The sequence below is a fragment of the Bremerella alba genome (assembly GCF_013618625.1).
GTDB classification, from domain to species: Bacteria; Planctomycetota; Planctomycetia; order Pirellulales; family Pirellulaceae; genus Bremerella; species Bremerella alba.
Genome location: NZ_JABRWO010000001.1, coordinates 570,258 through 587,474 on the forward strand (window position 1 = coordinate 570,258; position 17,217 = coordinate 587,474).

Consider the following 17,217-nt stretch of genomic DNA (forward strand, 5'->3'; position numbering starts at 1 on the left):
CAGGAAAGAAAGACGTCTTTCTTCCATCATATACACAGGGAGCGAATTTCGTCCAAGTGCGAGTCAAGGAACACCCCGCCGGAGGGCACCGCAGAGGGATCATAACGGTTAGACCGGTTGAGCCTAACCGAGACTGGTGACCCGCCCATTGGAGTCGCTGAAGTTGTCGGCATTGATGCCCATTGCTTCGAGCATGGTCACGTACAAGTTGCAAAGCGGAGTCTTGTCCGCCACGCGGACATGCCGGCCCGGCTTGAACGCGCCCCCACCTCGGCCTGCCAGTAAGATCGGCAGGTCGTCGTGATTGTGGCGATTTCCATCCGATATACCACTGCCATACAGCAGCATGCAGTTGTCCAGCAGTGTGCCGTTGCCTTCGGGGACCTCGCGCATCTTGGACAGCAAATAGTCGAACTGCTTGGTATGAAAGCTGTTAATCTTGGCGATTTTCTTTTGTTTCGCATCGTCGTTCTGATGATGTGAAAGATCGTGATGACCGTCGCTCACGCCTACTTGGGGGTAAGGACGATTGCTACTGGCATTGCTCATCATGAAGGTCGCGATTCGCGTCGAATCGGTCTGAAACGCCAACACGATCATGTCCAGCATTAAACGGCAGTGCTCTTCAAACTCAGCCGGAACTCCACTGGGTCGAGCGTAGTCCGGCATCTCGACTTCCTTCCCCTCTAGCTTGATGCTATGAGAAACGCGGCGTTCAACATCGCGCACTGCGTGCAGATATTCGTCCATCTTGCGGCGATCGACGTCCCCCAAACGATGCTGAAGCCGCTTGGCATCATTCATGACAAAATCGAGGACACTTTTTTTCCGACGATTGCGGATCGCCTGTCCTGCGGCTTGTTCCTGAAAATCGCCATTGCCGAACAGCCGATCGAACAGAGCCTGAGGGTTTACCTCCTTGGTGACAAAGTTCGTATCACTTCGCCAGCTGAGATTCGACGAATAGACACAACTATATCCGGTATCGCAGCTGCCAGATTGGGCACTCGGCTCGAGCCCCAACTCGAGCGACGGAAACTTGGTTAAATGCGAAAGTCGAGCGGCGGCAAACTGATCGACCGAGACCCCGTTACGGATATCGGCACCATGGGTCTTATGTGGGTGGGCACCGGTCAAAAAGGAAGCCACACTCCGTGCATGGTCGCCGCCACCATCGCCCAAGGCCCAGCCGTTGTGCAGCTCGAACCCGGAGATCGGCATAATCTCGCTGCGGTGTTTGGCCAAGTGTGAAAGCGTCGGAGTCAGTTCCTTCAGTTCCCCTTCGTACTGCGGCCGCCAGTGGGGCATATGCATGCCGTTGGGAACGTAGAAGAAGCCCATCCGGACCGGCGGCTTGATGTCGGAGGAATCTGCTTTGGCGGCACGAGCCTCGGGGCACATGCTTTCCAACCATGGCATCGCCACCGCCGTACCAAGGCCACGCAAAATCATTCGCCGACTGAGCTTTGTGCTAGACATCCAACAAGTCTCCCTTAGCCGCCACGCTTCTGAAACGGTTCGCTATGAACGATTGCTTGAATCATTGAAGAGAAGCGGTAACCGCTCTTCTCCATTTCGAACTTCACGGCCTGGATCGCACATTCGTCGTAATATTCCACGCCTCTTCCCAATGCATACGTCGTCGCTTTGGAGATCAGGTTGTGAACGAACTCGTCCCGCTTCTCTTCCAACAGCAACTTCTTCAGGCCGGCGGCCCCGTCGAATTTGCGTCCGCCAGGCATCTCGCCGGTCGCGTCGATAGCGAAACCGGCGTCCTTGGTCCGCCACTGGCCTATCGCGTCGTAGTTTTCCAGAGCGAACCCAATCGGATCCATCCGGGCATGGCACGAAGCACATGCCGCATTATCGCGATGCTGCTTCATCTGTTCACGCAGGCTACCGGTCAGCTTCTTTTGCGATTCCAGCGTTGGCACATCGGCCGGCGCTTCTGGCGGCGGCGTGCCGAGAACGTTGTCGAGAATCCACTTGCCACGTTTCACCGGGCTCGTGCGCGTTGGGTTTGAGGTAACTGTCAGCACGCTGGCCTGGGTGAGAATTCCACCTCGGCGACCATCGTTCAGTTCGACACGCCGGAAGTGATTCCCTTTGACGCCATCGATTTGGTAATGCTCGGCGAGACGTTGATTCAGGAACGTATAGTCGGCCCCCAAAAGGTCGAGCACGCTACGATCTTCGTCGATGATCGACTGGAAGAACATTTCGGTTTCGGTTTGCATGTCAGCGGAAAGCTTGTGATCGAAGTTGCCAAAGCGATGTCGATCAGGCTGAACGTTTTCCAGCTTTCGCATTTCGAGCCACTGCCCGGCGAAGTTCTCGGTCAGTTGCTTTGCTTTTGGATCGGCCAACATCCGAACCACTTGCACGTCTAGGTTCTGCCTGAGCGTCCCCTTCCAGGCCAGTTGAAGCAGTTCTTCATCAGGCATGGTACTCCACAGGAAGTAACTCAAACGGGTCGCCAACGAATAGCTGCCCATTGGCAACGGACCTTCGCTTCCCTCAGTCGATTCCTCGACCTTGAAGAGGAAGTTAGGAGAACACAAAATGCCAACCACAACTTCGCGAATGGCTGCTTCGTAGTTCAAACCGTCCTCTTTCGCCATTTCGTAGAGGATCATCAGTCGCTCCATTTCTCCTTTGGTCACGGGTCGTCGAAACGCTCGTGATGCGAACCGAGCAATGACCTGCTGAGCGGCCTGCTTCTCATCTAAACCCTGCTGGCCAGGCTTCAAAAAGATGATCTGCCGGTGGGACGCAGGATACCGATCCTCAAGATTGGTATCTGGACCGCGCAGTTCGATCCGATTAATGAACAGATTGCGGTCGCGACGACTGGGGTCGGGATTGTCGGGATCGTAGTGATCATTGAGAAACGCAACCTCCAAGGGAAGCTTACCACGAGGTACGCGCATTTTGATTTCCATCGGGTGCTCGCTAGGGGCCTCGTTATCGACGGCGAACGTTCGATTCTCTTTGTGACCTACACGAACTCCCATCTTCGCTGGCTCGTCCCCGGACTGACTGGCATGCGCAAAGATGGCCACGGTGTAGACGCCTGGCTCGACTTCCAGTTCGTAGCTACCGGTGTTGTTCGACGGAAACGATAGCTGCCGCCCCGATACATTGCCGTGCTTCAACTTGAAACCAGCCAATGGTAATTCACTTTTGGGAATCAGCTGACTCTTGTCGGTTACGATCGCTCGCGACGCGATCTCGTCAGCCGCTTCGTAGAACTTTTCAAACAGAAGCGGGGAAGTCGACAGGACATCGCCAATGTTATCGAAGCCGTATCCAACGTCATCTGCCGGAAACGACTCGGTGGCCTTGTAGTCGATGCCCACCAGATCGCGAATTGTATTTTGGTATTCAACGCGATTTAAGCGGCGGATCGTTTCGCGGCCTGGGTTGACCGGGCCATCGCAGTCGACCGTCGATAGCGCGTCCTGAACCCACGTCAACACGCCTTGTAGTTCTTCACCACCAGGCTGGTCGTAGTCTTTTGGCGGCATGCTTCCGGTAACCAACATGTCCAACACGGACGACCATTTCTTGCGACCGGTGGTGGTGACCTCTTCCCAGGAGCGGAATTTTTCCAAATCGAACCCTGCCTCGGGTGCATCGCCAGAGTGGCAATCGATGCAGTAACTCTTCATAAACGGCACGACCGTGGCGTTAAAAGACTCAGCCATCTCCGCGCGTTTTGCTCCCAACGCATGCGACGCCGTCAGCGAGCACAGCAGATACAAGACGAACGGGAAAGGCCCGTACTTACGGAGCCCGCCTGATAGCCGTGACATTAAAGAAAGCTCCTACTGGGGAAGATGACGGGGCATTAAGGCGGGAATAAGGGGCAAGTGAAGCACGATTATAAGAATCGTGTGTAGATACGTCTATGGAAAATCGTACCCATCAGCAGCACATTAGGAATACGGATTTCCACACGAAATGAATTGAATCAGATAAGATAGAAAGACACCCCGCCACAGATGCACCTTCCACCAGCAAGGCGGGCAATGCAGATAAAATGCATAGCCATTTCTGACAATCGTTCGTCCTTGCAGATGAGGACGATTTCGAACAAAAAAAGCCGCGATCAATGCATTGGATCGCGGCTTTTTGTGGGGTAACGGCAGGTTGATTTAGTCGTTGAAACGGCTAAGGGCGAGCGTGATGTTCTGGCCGCCAAATCCGAAGCTGTTGTTCAACGCAATGTCGACCTTGGCCTGACGAGCTTCGTTGGGCACATAGTCGAGATCGCAGTTATCGTCTGGGTTCTCGTAATTGATCGTCGGCGGCAGCACGTTGTCGCGGATGGCCAACATACAGACAATCGCTTCGGTCACACCTGCGGCGGCAATAAGATGCCCCATCATACTCTTGGTGCTGGATACCGGAATCTTTTTGGCCCACTGCTCACCAAATGCTTCCTTGCAGCACAGCGACTCGACCTTGTCGTTCACGGTGGTGCTTGTGCCGTGAGCGTTCACATAGTTGACCTGCTCGGGGCCAATACCGGCGTCTTGCATTGCCATCTTCATACAGGCAATTCCGCCGCGACCTTCCGGATGGGTGTCGGTAATTCGGAACGCGTCTGCCGTGGTGCCATAGCCGATGATCTCGCCGAAGATGGTCGCACCACGCGCTTTGGCATGCTCGAGTTCTTCGAGCACGACCATCGATGCTCCTTCGCCCAGTACGAATCCGTCGCGTTCGCGATCGAAGGGACGCGAAGCCTTGGTAGGTTCATCGTTACGAGTTGAAAGGGCAGTCAGCAAATTGAAGCCCGTAACACCGAAAGGATGAATCATCGAGTGTGCCCCGCCGGAGAGCATCACGTCGCACGTACCACGTTTGATCAGTTCTCGGGCTTCGCCAATGGCCTGACTCGAAGCAGCACAGGCCGTCAAACAATTCAGGTTGGGCCCTTGAGCGTTGAATAGCGATGCCAGGTGACCACAGGGCATGCTGGGGTCTTGTTCCATCTCGCGTTGGGAATCGAGCGTGGCGAGCCCCTTCTTGATGAATGCCGACTTGTCCCAGTCACCGTTGCCACTACTGATTGCCGCGACAACCATGTTGGTGAACGTATGGAAATCCTGGTCCCCTTCACCGCACCCCAGATACACGCCGAAGCGGGTCGGATCCTTGATGCTATCCAGCACGCCGGAAGACTCGACTGCTTGCTTAGCAGCACCCACGGCAAATCGCGTATGGCGACCGGTTTTTTCCCAGTCCGCGATCTTCTCGCCACACTTGGTCACGTCCCAATTTTTGACCTCCGCTGAGATCTTGGTGGGGAAATTCGAAGCGTCAAAGATGCTCGTGTAGCCAACGCCGGAAGCGCCCTCTTTCAGGCCTTTCCAGACCGTTTCCACATCGTGTCCCATGGGATTAACCATGCCGACACCGGTGACAACGACTCGCCTAGTCATAGAAGATTCTCTCCGCGCCGAAGGCATTTGGGGTGTCCAGAACTTTTCCGCCTGGACCACACACGTATTGTAGTTCGCTATATCGGCTAGGTCGCGTCCCAGCTTGCGATGGTTTCGTCAAGCCGCTGGCGATTGCACCAGAATTGGGTCTTTTGCTGCTACGAAAGCTTTGGGGGTTTGGCTTGCTCGAGCTCTGCATCCACCATGTATTGGGGTGGTTGAAGCGGGGAACCATCCTTGGCCTGGCCGACTTCATATAAGCCAAGCAAGCGTAGCATTGATAGCAGATCGGCCGGGAAGAACAGCTCGCGCTGCTTGTCTTTGTCGTTGAGGTGGGCGAAAAACAATTCGACCTCAGCATGCAACTGATCGCCGATGTGACTTGTCGCCGAGACATACGCTCCGTTCTCGCGGATGTCGTTCATCGTGGCTGAGTATGTAAGCTTGTCACCAGGATGGGCTGTCCCATGAAAGGTGGCCTTGGCCACTTTGGCGAGGACAACCCGTTCGCGGAACGCGTAAACTTCGCCGGCGAGTAGTCCGCCGGTCTGAGCGATTCCTTCGATCACCAACGAATGGGGCATCACCGGCAAGTAACCAAAGTGATCGTGGAGATGGTCTTCAGCCAACGAGACACACTTCACCGCCTTGGCCGACGTACCACTTTTGAACTCAATGAACTTGTCGATCCAAAACCAACGCATCCCGACAGTCCCTTCGACTTCTCGCTGATCCCCTCAACCGATTCGGATAAGGGGTTGGGATGAGGGGGCAATGACAAAATTGCTCCGCAACTCAATCCCGGTTATTACCAATGAACTCGGCTTGGATTTATCGTTCAATTCACATCAAGGAAATGAACGATTGCTTGTCATTTCTTACCGCTTCCCTCTCCCGTTTGGGGGAGAGGGAGTCAGGCAGGAAATCAATTAAGCCAGCTTCGACTTCACGTAGCTGCACATATCGTTAACCGTCAGCAGGTTGCCGAAATCCGAAACGACTGGATTCGCTTCGAACTTACTAAGATCGGCGAATGCCATCCGCTTCTTAAGTTCGGCCAGACCTTCGTCGGTGACCTTGCCGCCTTGGACATACTGAGCGTTGGTCAGAATGTCCTCTGGGAACAATTCGTCACGCGGAATGGTGATACCAAACGCTTTTTCCAAACGGAACACGATATCCAGGAAGTCAATCGACTCGGCACCCAGATCGCCGACCATGGTGGCCTCCGGTACCACTTCTTCCTCGTCGACGCCCAATGCGTCTACCAAGGCTTCACGGACCTTTTCAAAAATTTCGTCATCCGAGGGTGCCATAATTTCTTGCTCTCCGACTTGGGAAAAGACTGGCTATTGATTGCTTGAAAATTGCCCTACACGGGGATATTTGGCCGCACGAGCGACCCAGTGGCCTGCCTAAACCGCCGAACGTTGGCGATTGAGCAGATCGTATTGTTGTCTTAATAGGCGGATCGCGTTCCGATCCGTAACGTTTGGCTCATCGGTGCCAGACGAGTTGTAGCTTTCCAGTACAATGCGCGAACTAACCGCGACGTTTCCGGCCACTTCGCCGGAAACCTTCAGCGAAGCCAAGTTCCCGTCCATCTTGACGAGTTCCGCTTTGACGACCAGCATCTCGCCTGGCTCGACAAAGTTGCCGTACTTTACATTGCGTGCTTCTTTCAGCACCGTCAGGCTGTGGCTGAAGTTGTTCGTAACGCGAACCAACCATGCCCCGGTTTGGGTCATGGACTCTAACATCAGCACACCTGGCATGACCGGAAACCGCGGAAAGTGATCCTGCAGGTACTCTTCGGCCAAGCTCAAACATTTAACCGCCGAAATTCGTTCGCCGGGATGGATCTCCGAGATTTGATCGATCAGATGGAACTTCATCTCAGCACTCTAGCGACGCGAATTTTCAAAGGTACTAAAGGACCTAACGACGGGAAATTGAAGCTTAGCAGTATACCCAGCCAATCTCACCCTCACAAGTTCACAACGGGCGGCGAAATGACTGTTTTCAGACGATACGGCTATTGCTGAACGTGCCCCTAACCTATGAAAAATTCCCCACTTACGGTAGGTCAGTTCCTAAGTACAAACCCGATTCGGCCGGACCTAGCGTTAATATAAGGTCTTCTTGGTGCTTGGCGTGGGTGGGTTAGCTCCGGGGTGATGTCTATAATAAACGGTAGTTTCTGGCCGATTCCAGGCCGCAACTTTAAGCCCCCCGCCTGCCAGATGACGCCTGGCACCTGCGAGAACCCATCATGTCGACCGTTTCCCTGGGATCTTTCGATTTCGCCCCCTATCGATCCCTTTCCAACGAGGAACTGACCGCGCGAATCCAAAAGGTTCGCGACGACCAAGGCAGTAAGCTTCTCATCCTGGGACATCACTATCAGCAGGACGAAGTGATCGAGATGTCCGATCTCCGCGGCGATAGCTACCAACTCAGCAAAATGGCTGCCGAAAGTAGCGACTGTCGCTACATTGTCTTCTGTGGCGTCCATTTTATGGCAGAAACAGCGGACATTCTTGCCAATCGCCCTGAAAAGATCCAAGAGCGTAATGGCCAACGCGTCACCGTGGTTCTGCCGGATATGGCCGCTGGCTGCTCGATGGCCGATATGGCCGCGATCGACCAAGTTGAAAACGCCTGGGAGGACCTGGGAGAGGTCATTGACACAAACGACATCACCCCAGTCACTTACATCAATTCTGCAGCCAGCTTGAAATCATTCGTGGGTAAGCACGGAGGCATCGTATGCACCTCGAGCAACGCCGACAAAGCCTTAAAATGGGCGTTCAATCGCACCAGTCGAGTACTGTTCTTCCCCGACCAGCACCTAGGCCGGAACACGGCTTTGACCATGGGAATCACGGAAGACCAGATGCCTGTGTGGAACCCCTTTGCCGGCGATCTCGGTGGCAGTTCAGAGGCGCAACTCGTTGACAGCAAAGTGATTCTGTGGCAAGGGCACTGCAGCGTGCATCAGATGTTCAAGGAGGAGCATGTCGACGCGTTCCGACAAAACCACCCTGGAATCAAAATTCTCGTGCATCCAGAATGCATGCGGGAAGTCAACGAGATCGCGGATGTCTCTGGCTCGACGGGTAAGATCATCGAGACGGTCCGTAACGCCCCCGCCGGTACGAAGTGGGCAATTGGAACCGAACTCCATTTGGTCAATAGACTTAAGAAGGAACACCCCGAGCAGGAAATTCACTTCCTCAGCCCGGTGGTTTGCATGTGTTCGACCATGTACCGCATCGACTTAGCCCATCTTTGTTGGACGCTGGAGAATTTGGCCGCTGGCACACCAGTGAACGAGATCTATGTTGACGACGAAACGGCCAAGTGGTCTCGAGTTGCACTTGAGCGAATGCTGGAAGTATCGGCTTAATCCGCACAAGCCGAACAGGCGACCGATCGAAAAGCAAGGCTGAGCCTACCTCGCTCGGACCATTCGGCAACTTCCTAACTTCAAATGGCTCAAAAACTTGACGCCTGTTAATTTGGGCAACTATATTAGAGTTTGAGATAAATTCGGCCGGCACCGACGTGCATTGGACCGTCAGTCCCTTATTTCCCATCTCCAGGCGATTTCCGCATGACTGCTGCTACCCCTCGCACTTCGTTTCTGCCTGTTCTGACGATGCTCTTCGCATTGTTGGCCATGCCGTCTTCGTTTGCCGCGGCAGCAGCTCCGGAAGAAAGTACCGATCTCGCCGGCGATGCGATTCGCTTGGCCCAAGCCAATCCGCCTAATCGAAAGTTTGTCGATGGCGTGATGACCACGATTCCGATGAAGTTTAGCGCTCAAGACACCTACACGAGCCCACAGCAATATCGCGACATATTGGAGGGAATTCCCAATCTCGATTGGACACCAAATTACCTTTCCGAAACGCGAACGCTCAAGTCGATGGCCAGCAATGTCATCTTCCGCCGCGATATTTGGGGACTGGAATTCTCGTTTAAACCAGTCCGGATGATCGAAGTGGGCGTTCCACAGCCCAGTGGAAAGCTGCAAAAGAAGCTAGTTTGGTACATGGTCTACAAGGTGACAAACACCGGTAACCCACTTCGTCACGTCCCGGTCAAAGATCAGTACGACAATGTGAAGTTCGAAGTTCAACAGATCGACGACTTACCATCTGCTCCGATCCGCTTTTTCCCGCGATTCGTCTTGGAATCGAAGGACACCAAGCAAAAGAAGGAATATCTGGACCGTATCATTCCAGCCGCAATTGAAAAGATTGCTGAGCGGGAAACGGGTGGCAGTAAGCTCTATAACTCGGTCGAGATAAGCCGGTTTGACATTCCAGTGAGCACGCCCGAGAAAGATAACAGCATTTGGGGCGTGGTGACCTGGGAAGATGTCGACCCAGATACCGACTTCTTCAGCATTTACATCGACGGTCTGACCAACGCGTTTAGCTTTGAAGACGCCGACGAGAACTACGATGCTAGCTCAAACCCCCTCTCTTATCGCCAATACAAGCAGAAGACGCTGAAGCTCAACTTCTGGCGTCCTGGCGATCGCCTAGATGAAAACGAGCGGGAAATCCGCCTGGGTTCGCCTGGGGAGGTTGACTACGAGTGGATCTTCCGATAAAAAACTAGTTTCCCTCAGCAGCCATATTGCTGCCAGGGTAGTGAAAAGATCCAACCAACAAGCTATTGCCGCCTTTTTGCGATGCGGCCTCGTAAGATACCACAGGAGCAGATGTCATGGCCCATAAGAAAGGTCAAGGTTCTAGCCGTAACGGTCGCGATTCTAACCCACAGTATCGCGGAGTGAAGAAGTACGGCGGCCAAACCGTTAAGGCTGGCAGCATTCTCGTTCGCCAACTGGGTACCAAGTTCCGCGCCGGCAAGAACGTCGGCATGGGCAAAGACTTCACCTTGTTCGCTTTGACCCCTGGCACGGTCATGTTCGACCAAGGCAGCCGACGCATCAACATCGTGACGGAAGCCAATTAGGCGACTCGCCCTTCCCCGCTGGGAAGCTTAGGCGAACGATTCGCACAAGAGAAACACAGTAGGGATGGTCAGTAGGCCATCCCTATTTTTATTCGCACAGCTTTCATTCACACAGCGCCAAGCACCAAGATCCATCTATGTTTGTCGATCGGGTACAAATCGAAGTCGAAGCCGGGGGTGGAGGAAATGGCTGTTCCAGCTTCCGCCGCGAGCGATATATCCCTAGAGGCGGTCCTGACGGCGGCGATGGTGGCGACGGCGGAAGCATCATTATCATTGCCGAAGAAGGCGTCAACAGCCTGGTTCAACTCGCCCACCAACATCACTGGCGCGGTAAACGAGGGAGCCACGGAAGTGGTTCCAACCGCACCGGACGCAAAGGGGAAGACATCGTCATCAAAGTTCCTCCGGGAACCGTAGTGATCGATGCCAAGGAAGGCTTCGTCCTGAAGGATCTCGCTAAGGATGGAGATCAACTCGTCGCAGCACGCGGCGGTAAAGGGGGACGTGGCAATCTCAGTTTTAAATCAAGCGTCAACCGCGCCCCGCGAGAATGCCAACCCGGCGACCCCGGCGAAAAGCGTTTACTGGCTCTCGAACTGAAGTCGATCGCCGACGTAGGGCTGATCGGCAAACCGAACGCTGGCAAAAGTACGCTGCTGTCACGACTCTCCCGCGCAAGACCTGAAATTGCCGACTACCCGTTTACCACTAAGTTTCCGAATCTTGGTCAGGTTCAGATCGACATGGATACGAGCTTCATTCTGGCCGACATCCCCGGTCTGATTGAAGGTGCGGCAGATGGGGTTGGCCTTGGCCACGAGTTTCTACGTCATGTTGAACGCGCCGGCCTTTTGGTTCACCTTGTCGAGCCTGCCCCGGTCGACGGAACCGATCCGCTAGAGAACTACCATTCCATTCGAAAGGAACTGGAAGCCTACAATCCCAAGCTGGCCGCGCGTCCCGAAGTGACCTGCGTCACTAAAGCGGAACTCCCAGACGCAGAAGAGTTCCATGCGACTTTACAGCAAGAGCTTGGTCGCGAAGTCTTTCTGATTTCGGCTGTCACCGGGCAAGGCCTGAACGAAATGATTCGGCAGGTTTCCCAACAACTGGAGGCCACCAAGAACGATACGGAGGGTGCCTAGTGCCGGTCGAGTCTCTCATCGCCGCTGACATTGGCAACACGCGGGTACACTTTGCCCGTTTTGAAAACTTCCGTGCGGATGAAGTCACACCGCCGGTCTCGACCTATTCGTATTCGACCTATTCATCGGATATCCAAGGGCTGCGAAACTGGCTAACCGACGCCACCCTTCCCTGGTACACCGTCAGTGTGCATCGCTCGGCACTCGCTACGCTGGAAGCGTTTTCAAAGATTGAACCGCGTGTTAATTCGTTTACCGCTCTGGACCACCTGAAGCTGCCCATCGATATTGCCATCGATGCACCCGAGAAGATCGGCTTAGACCGACTTGCCGCCGCGGTTGCCGCAAATCATATGCGGGAGAAAGATCGACCTGCAATCGTGGTCGACGCCGGTACGGCCATTACCATCGATGTGGTCTCGGCCCAAGGAGAGTTCGTCGGTGGTGCCATTCTGCCTGGCATGCGCACCAGTGCGAAAGCACTCGCCGCACAAACCGACGCATTGCCGCAGATTTCCATCGACCTGGAAAACCAACCTACGGCGATCGGTACCAATACAACGCAAGCCATGCAAAGCGGTCTCTTCTGGGGCTCGGTTGGGGCAGTTCGGGAAACCATCCGCCGCGTTTCTGATCAACTCGCTTCAGATAGTCCTCCACAAATCTTCTTCAGCGGCGGTGACGTGAACTACCTGGCTCCGTGGATCGACCTGGAAATCGAAACGGTCGATCACTTGGTGCTACGTGGAGTCGCTTTAGCGGCTCAGACTCTGTAGGGTCCGAGTCCCCATCACTGACCCCACGATACTTAGTCTTGAAAGACGTCTTCTAAGGTCTGACGCAAAGTAATCCGCTCGATCGACCCGATGGCTTCATGCAGTTTCGATACGTCGGCAATTGGTTGCTGCGAGGGCCCCGGCTTTTCCGCCGTCACTTCGACCTGCTTACCGCTGATATCGCACAGCGTGTTCCAGATGTCAGCAGTCGTGATCGCTTGACCGCTACCCACATTGTAGCTTTCTCCCAAGCTCCCCTTCTGAGCAAGCAAGCGATAAATGCGAACAACGTCGCGGACGTCACTTAAGTCGAGCGAAGTCGTAAGCGACCGGACCGACTGAGGACCGTCGGCATCTCGGATCTTCTCGCACCACTCAGGCACCAAGTAAATGGGGCTCTGGCCAGGACCGGTATGGTTGAATGCCCGCGCGATGATAGCCTTTAACCCCTGATCGATGCGATCTCGCAAGAGGTTTTCGCCTGCCCATTTGCTATGGGCATAGCCACCGTGGGGCTGCAGCGTGTCGTCTTCTTTCGCCCATGGCTGCTCTTGTGTGCGGCCTCCGTAAACCTTGCTGCTGCTGGTGAAGATGACGCGCGGCTCGGAAGGAAGCGACAAAGCCAAGTCGGCCACATGACGCGTTCCCAAGATGTTGACTGCCTTGCAGGTTTCGGTGGGAAGATCATCGCCACAACTGCCGGGGTGACTAATGGCGGCCAGATGGTAGATCACATCCGGCGAAAACTCTTTGAGCGTATCGATCAGCGTAGGACTCGCCGGCTGCGAGATCTCCCACTTCAGATCGAGATCGGACGATGGCTGACTACCCACATACGTTCCGCGAACGTCATCCCCGCATGATCGCAGATACGACGCAAGGTGCTGCCCGACGAATCCATTGATGCCGGTAATCAGAGAATTCACGCCTGCTCCTCAGCGAGTTTAATTTCGGCTTTGACACGTTTCATGTCTTCGTCCACCATCATGTGCACCAACTGCTCGAACGAGACTTTCGGCTCCCAGCCCAGTTCTTCGCGAGCCTTACTCGGATCGCCGCACAGCGTGTTGACGTCGGCCGGGCGATAGAACCGCTCATCGACAACAACGTACTTCTCCCATTCGAGATTGACCCGCTCGAAGGCCAAGCGGCAGAACTCGCGGACCGTATGCTTCTGGCCGGTTGCCACAACAAAGTCGTCAGGCGTATCGGCCTGCAGCATTAACCACATCGCTTCGACATAGTCGCCGGCGAATCCCCAGTCACGTTCCGCGTCGAGGTTCCCCAGGCGAAGTTCGCTTTGCTGGCCATGAACAATCTTCGCCACCGCGTACGAGATTTTACGGGTCACGAATTCGGTTCCGCGAAGAGGAGACTCGTGGTTGAACAAGATCCCACTGCTGGCGAAGAGGTTATAACTTTCGCGATAATTGACCGTCATCCAATGGCCATACATCTTCGAGACACCGTAAGGACTGCGTGGCCAAAACGGCGTCGTTTCCCGCTGGGGCTCTTCGTAGACCTTACCGAACATCTCGCTGCTCGAGGCCTGATAGAAACGGATGTTCGTGTCGACCGTGCGGATCGCTTCCAAGATGCGAGTAACGCCCAGGCCGGTGACTTCGCCGGTAAGGATTGGCTGATCGAAGCTGGTCGGCACGAAGCTTTGCGCGGCCAGGTTGTAGACCTCCGACGGCTGAACGCGTTCGATCAGCCGATTGAGTGCCATCTGGTCGAGCAAATCCCCTTGATGCAGTGTGATCTTCTCGGTCAGATCCGCAATCCGCTCAAAGGGAAGCGTGCTACCACGTCGCACCATCCCATGGACCTGGTACCCCTTGGCCAGCAGAAACTTTGCCAAGTACGCGCCATCTTGCCCGGTGATTCCGGTAATTAGTGCCACTCGCATGCTGGACTACTCCTCGCCCGAATCTTCGCTACCAGATTCCTCGTCGCCCGATTCTTCTTCAGCGGCTTCAGCGGGCTGGTCGACTGCTTGGGGTGCTGACTCGGGAGCCGGCGAATCGGGTGATTCTGTCTCCACGACTTCATCGTCGTCGGCGTCTTCCTTCGGAACACGAACGACGGCGGCCAGACTATCCCCTTCGATCATCGACATGATACGAACACCTTGCGTGTTACGACCGACCATGCTGATCTCGCCAGCAGCAATCCGCTGGATTTTCCCTCGGGCGGTCATCATCAAGATTTCGTCCGAGTCGTCGACGCGAGCCACCGCGACCACCTTGCCGTTGCGGTCCGTCGTTTTAATGTCTCGCAGGCCTTTGCCGCCGCGCTTTTGCGTGCGGTATCGAGCGCTGCCGGAAGTCGACTCTTCTTCGGCTGCACCGTTCTCGGCAGCATCGTTATCCGTACCGCTATCTTCAGAGCTACCGTCGTCCGCTCCGTCATCTTCCTGAATCGCCAAGCCGGGGCCGAAATTGGTACGTTTGCCGTAACCGTTCTCGCACACTGTTAGAAGCTGAGCGTCCGGATCGGCGACGACCATACCCACCAGGTTGTCGCCCTTGGTGAGGTTGATCCCCTTCACGCCGCTCGAGTTGCGGCCCATCGCTCGGGCATCGCTCTCACGGAAGCGGATAGCCATGCCTTTTTCGGTCGAAAGGACCAGCTCGTCACCCGGCTTGGTGATGGCAACATCGATCAATTCGTCGTCTTCCTTAAGCTTGATCGCGATGATGCCGTTCTTCTTGGGGCGACTATATGCTTCGAGCAAGGTCTTCTTAACCAGGCCTTTGCGAGTGGCCATCACCAGGCAATGATCAGGCATATTGAAATCACGCACAGCGCGACAATCGGCGATGTGTTCGCCTTCTTCTAGTTGCAGCAGGTTCACCACGGCCCGGCCGCGACTTTCGCGGCTGAGATTCGGCAGGTCATACACCTTTTGCCACAGAACCTTCCCCTTGGTCGTGAAGAAGAGCACGTAGGCGTGGGTCGAGGCGACAAACAAGTGGCGAATTGGATCTTCCTCTTCGCTTTTGGCACCTTTAATGCCTTTGCCGCCGCGGCGCTGGGCTTTGTAGATGCTGGCCGGGGTTCGCTTGATGTACCCCTTGGTGCTGATCGAGACCACCATCGTTTCTTCTTCGATGAGGTCTTCGAGATCGATGTTGCCGATCTCTTCGTGCGAGATCTCGGTGCGACGAACGTCACCAAAGCGACGGTCGATCTCTTCCATCTGCTCGCGGATGATCGCCAGGATGTTGGCTTCGTCCGACAAGATGTGCAGGTACTCGGCGATTTCCTCGAGAAGCTTGGCGTGCTCGCCAGCCAGTTTCTCCTGCTCTAAGTTCACCAACTGACCGAGCGTCATCCGCAAGATCGCATCGGTCTGAACCGAAGTCAGGAAGTAGACATCCGATTCACCACGTTCCATTTGGAACTGCGAGAACCCTGTTTCGCCTAAGGCCCGGGCCATCATCGAAGCAGGACATTCGACGCCCATCAAACGCTGCTTGGCTTCAGCCTGAGTCTTCGACGCGCGAATGATGCGGATGATTTCGTCGATGTCAGCCAGCGCCAGAAGCAGACCTTCGATGGTGTGCTTTCGCTGTCGTGCCTTGGCCAGCAGGAACTGCGTGCGACGGCGAATGACGATCACGCGGTGCCGGATGAATTCCTCCAGCATTTCCTTGATCGACATCGTCCGCGGCTTGCCGTCGACCAGCGCCAGCAAGATGATCGAGAACGAATCTTGGATCGGCGAGAACTGGTATAGCTGATTCAGCACGATGTCGGGATCGGCGTCACGCTTCAGCTCGATGACAATCCGCACCGGTTCTTGCAGGTCGGAAAGGTTGCTGACCGAGCGAATCCCCTGAATGCGTCCTTCGTTGACCAGCGCGGCGATCTTTTCTTCCACGCGGTCGCGAGTCTGCTGGTAAGGGATGTCGTGAATGATGATCTTCGCGCCGCTCTTGGCTTCTTCGATTGTCGTGTGCGAGCGAACGACGATCGTGCTGCGGCCAGTCTTGTAACCTTGGCGGATCGCTGCCCGGCCACAGATGATGCCGCCGGTTGGGAAGTCAGGCCCCTGGACGATATTAAGAATCTCGTCCAGAGACGTATCAGGCTCGTCAATCAAACGAATGACAGACTGGCAGATCTCGCGCAGGTTATTGGGCGGAATGGAGGTCGCCATACCAACCGCAATACCATTGGCCCCGTTGACCAGCAAGTTAGGGAACTTGCTCGGCAAAACGGTCGGCTCGGTGCGAGCTTCATCGTAGGTCGGAACATAGTCGACCGTATCAAGCTTCAAGTCTTCCAGCAGAAGCTGGGCGAAGCCCGACATGCGAGCTTCCGTATATCGCATAGCAGCCGGAGGCAAACCGGCAATCGAGCCGAAGTTCCCCTGCTTGTCGACCAGCACGTAACGCATGTTCCAGTCTTGGGCCATACGGACGAGCGTCGGATAGATGACCGACTCACCATGCGGGTGATAGTTACCCGAGGTGTCGCCGCTGATCTTAGCGCATTTAACCCGCGATGACCCCGGAGTGAGGTTCAGGTCGTTCATCGCCACCAAAATCCGCCGTTGCGAAGGCTTCAGCCCGTCGCGAACATCGGGCAAGGCACGGCTGACGATCACGCTCATGGCGTAAGTCAGGTAGCTCTCCTTGAGCTCGTCCTCAATCGACATTGTGAACAGTTTGGTGGGGTCTTCCGGCGACCCGCCATCACTACCATTACCGTTGGGGTTATTACCGTCCGTTGCCAAGTGAGCGTCCTTTCGGAGGTTATCCTGCGCGGCGGGAAAACAGGCCCGGCGCGGCCGTCAATCTGCGAGGTTGCGAGGGTGCTGAAAAGTAGCCAAAACACCGAGAA

The 17,217-nt window shown here is 55.1% G+C and carries 14 protein-coding genes; 5 read left to right on the forward strand and 9 right to left on the reverse strand.

From position 1 onward, the window contains the following. Positions 1-123 precede the first annotated feature (123 nt). From HOV93_RS02225 to HOV93_RS02250, 6 genes are all read right to left on the reverse strand, one after another. A complete protein-coding gene (locus tag HOV93_RS02225) occupies positions 124-1,479 on the reverse strand; it encodes a DUF1552 domain-containing protein (RefSeq protein WP_207394798.1) in 1,356 nt (451 codons plus the stop codon). 14 nt (positions 1,480-1,493) lie between these two features. Further along, the gene (locus HOV93_RS02230) at positions 1,494-3,815 is read right to left on the reverse strand and encodes a DUF1592 domain-containing protein (RefSeq protein WP_207394799.1); all 2,322 of its coding nucleotides are present in this window, start codon (positions 3,813-3,815) and stop codon (positions 1,494-1,496) included. A gap of 342 nt (positions 3,816-4,157) precedes the next feature. Beyond that, the gene (locus HOV93_RS02235; protein ID WP_207394800.1) at positions 4,158-5,450 is read right to left on the reverse strand and encodes a beta-ketoacyl-[acyl-carrier-protein] synthase family protein; all 1,293 of its coding nucleotides are present in this window, start codon (positions 5,448-5,450) and stop codon (positions 4,158-4,160) included. Between the two features lie 158 nt (positions 5,451-5,608). After that, entirely contained in the window at positions 5,609-6,154 is a 546-nt protein-coding gene (locus HOV93_RS02240; protein WP_207394801.1) for a beta-hydroxyacyl-ACP dehydratase, read from the reverse strand. 225 nt (positions 6,155-6,379) lie between these two features. Further along, positions 6,380-6,766, reverse strand: a complete 387-nt coding sequence (locus HOV93_RS02245; RefSeq protein ID WP_207394802.1) for an acyl carrier protein — start codon at positions 6,764-6,766, stop codon at positions 6,380-6,382. Between the two features lie 99 nt (positions 6,767-6,865). After that, positions 6,866-7,345 (reverse strand): 3-hydroxyacyl-ACP dehydratase FabZ family protein, encoded by a 480-nt coding sequence (locus HOV93_RS02250; RefSeq protein ID WP_207394803.1) that lies wholly within the window; start codon positions 7,343-7,345, stop codon positions 6,866-6,868. 377 nt (positions 7,346-7,722) lie between these two features. On the opposite strand from HOV93_RS02250, the gene nadA reads away from it, so the two are divergent. The 5 genes from nadA (at position 7,723) to HOV93_RS02275 (ending at position 12,366) form a co-directional block, all read left to right on the forward strand. Then, the gene (gene nadA, locus HOV93_RS02255) at positions 7,723-8,859 is read left to right on the forward strand and encodes a quinolinate synthase NadA (RefSeq protein WP_207394804.1); all 1,137 of its coding nucleotides are present in this window, start codon (positions 7,723-7,725) and stop codon (positions 8,857-8,859) included. Positions 8,860-9,066: 207 nt separating this feature from the next. After that, positions 9,067-10,074 carry a hypothetical protein gene (locus HOV93_RS02260; RefSeq protein ID WP_207394805.1) on the forward strand — a complete coding sequence of 336 codons (1,008 nt, stop codon included), beginning with the start codon at positions 9,067-9,069 and terminating at the stop codon, positions 10,072-10,074. Between the two features lie 116 nt (positions 10,075-10,190). Continuing rightward, entirely contained in the window at positions 10,191-10,442 is a 252-nt protein-coding gene (gene rpmA, locus HOV93_RS02265; protein ID WP_207394806.1) for a 50S ribosomal protein L27, read from the forward strand. A 137-nt stretch (positions 10,443-10,579) separates the two neighbouring features. After that, the gene (gene obgE, locus HOV93_RS02270; protein WP_207394807.1) at positions 10,580-11,590 is read left to right on the forward strand and encodes a GTPase ObgE; all 1,011 of its coding nucleotides are present in this window, start codon (positions 10,580-10,582) and stop codon (positions 11,588-11,590) included. Further along, a complete protein-coding gene (locus HOV93_RS02275) occupies positions 11,590-12,366 on the forward strand; it encodes a type III pantothenate kinase (RefSeq protein WP_207394808.1) in 777 nt (258 codons plus the stop codon). The genes obgE and HOV93_RS02275 overlap by 1 nt, the downstream gene beginning before the upstream one ends. 32 nt (positions 12,367-12,398) lie before the next feature. Here HOV93_RS02275 and HOV93_RS02280 read toward each other — a convergent pair whose 3' ends face one another. Genes HOV93_RS02280 through gyrA form a run of 3 tightly spaced genes read right to left on the reverse strand, consistent with a single transcriptional unit; the run spans position 12,399 to position 17,032 of the window. Next, a complete protein-coding gene (locus HOV93_RS02280) occupies positions 12,399-13,292 on the reverse strand; it encodes an NAD-dependent epimerase/dehydratase family protein (protein WP_207394809.1) in 894 nt (297 codons plus the stop codon). Further along, on the reverse strand, positions 13,289-14,275 hold the full coding sequence (gene gmd / locus HOV93_RS02285) for a GDP-mannose 4,6-dehydratase (protein WP_207394810.1): 987 nt from the start codon (positions 14,273-14,275) through the stop codon (positions 13,289-13,291). Before gmd ends, HOV93_RS02280 begins: the two co-directional genes overlap by 4 nt. A 6-nt stretch (positions 14,276-14,281) precedes the next feature. Beyond that, positions 14,282-17,032, reverse strand: a complete 2,751-nt coding sequence (gyrA, locus tag HOV93_RS02290) for a DNA gyrase subunit A (protein WP_207395039.1) — start codon at positions 17,030-17,032, stop codon at positions 14,282-14,284. Positions 17,033-17,217 lie beyond the last annotated feature (185 nt).

Coding starts and splice junctions, on each gene's coding strand:
- HOV93_RS02225 (WP_207394798.1), bottom strand. CDS start 1,479: ATGTCTAGCACAAAGCTCAGTCGGCGAATGATTTTGCGTGGCCTTGGT.
- HOV93_RS02230 (WP_207394799.1), bottom strand. CDS start 3,815: ATGTCACGGCTATCAGGCGGGCTCCGTAAGTACGGGCCTTTCCCGTTC.
- HOV93_RS02235 (WP_207394800.1), bottom strand. CDS start 5,450: ATGACTAGGCGAGTCGTTGTCACCGGTGTCGGCATGGTTAATCCCATG.
- HOV93_RS02240 (WP_207394801.1), bottom strand. CDS start 6,154: ATGCGTTGGTTTTGGATCGACAAGTTCATTGAGTTCAAAAGTGGTACG.
- HOV93_RS02245 (WP_207394802.1), bottom strand. CDS start 6,766: ATGGCACCCTCGGATGACGAAATTTTTGAAAAGGTCCGTGAAGCCTTG.
- HOV93_RS02250 (WP_207394803.1), bottom strand. CDS start 7,345: ATGAAGTTCCATCTGATCGATCAAATCTCGGAGATCCATCCCGGCGAA.
- nadA (WP_207394804.1), top strand. CDS start 7,723: ATGTCGACCGTTTCCCTGGGATCTTTCGATTTCGCCCCCTATCGATCC.
- HOV93_RS02260 (WP_207394805.1), top strand. CDS start 9,067: ATGACTGCTGCTACCCCTCGCACTTCGTTTCTGCCTGTTCTGACGATG.
- rpmA (WP_207394806.1), top strand. CDS start 10,191: ATGGCCCATAAGAAAGGTCAAGGTTCTAGCCGTAACGGTCGCGATTCT.
- obgE (WP_207394807.1), top strand. CDS start 10,580: ATGTTTGTCGATCGGGTACAAATCGAAGTCGAAGCCGGGGGTGGAGGA.
- gmd (WP_207394810.1), bottom strand. CDS start 14,275: ATGCGAGTGGCACTAATTACCGGAATCACCGGGCAAGATGGCGCGTAC.
- gyrA (WP_207395039.1), bottom strand. CDS start 17,032: ATGTCGATTGAGGACGAGCTCAAGGAGAGCTACCTGACTTACGCCATG.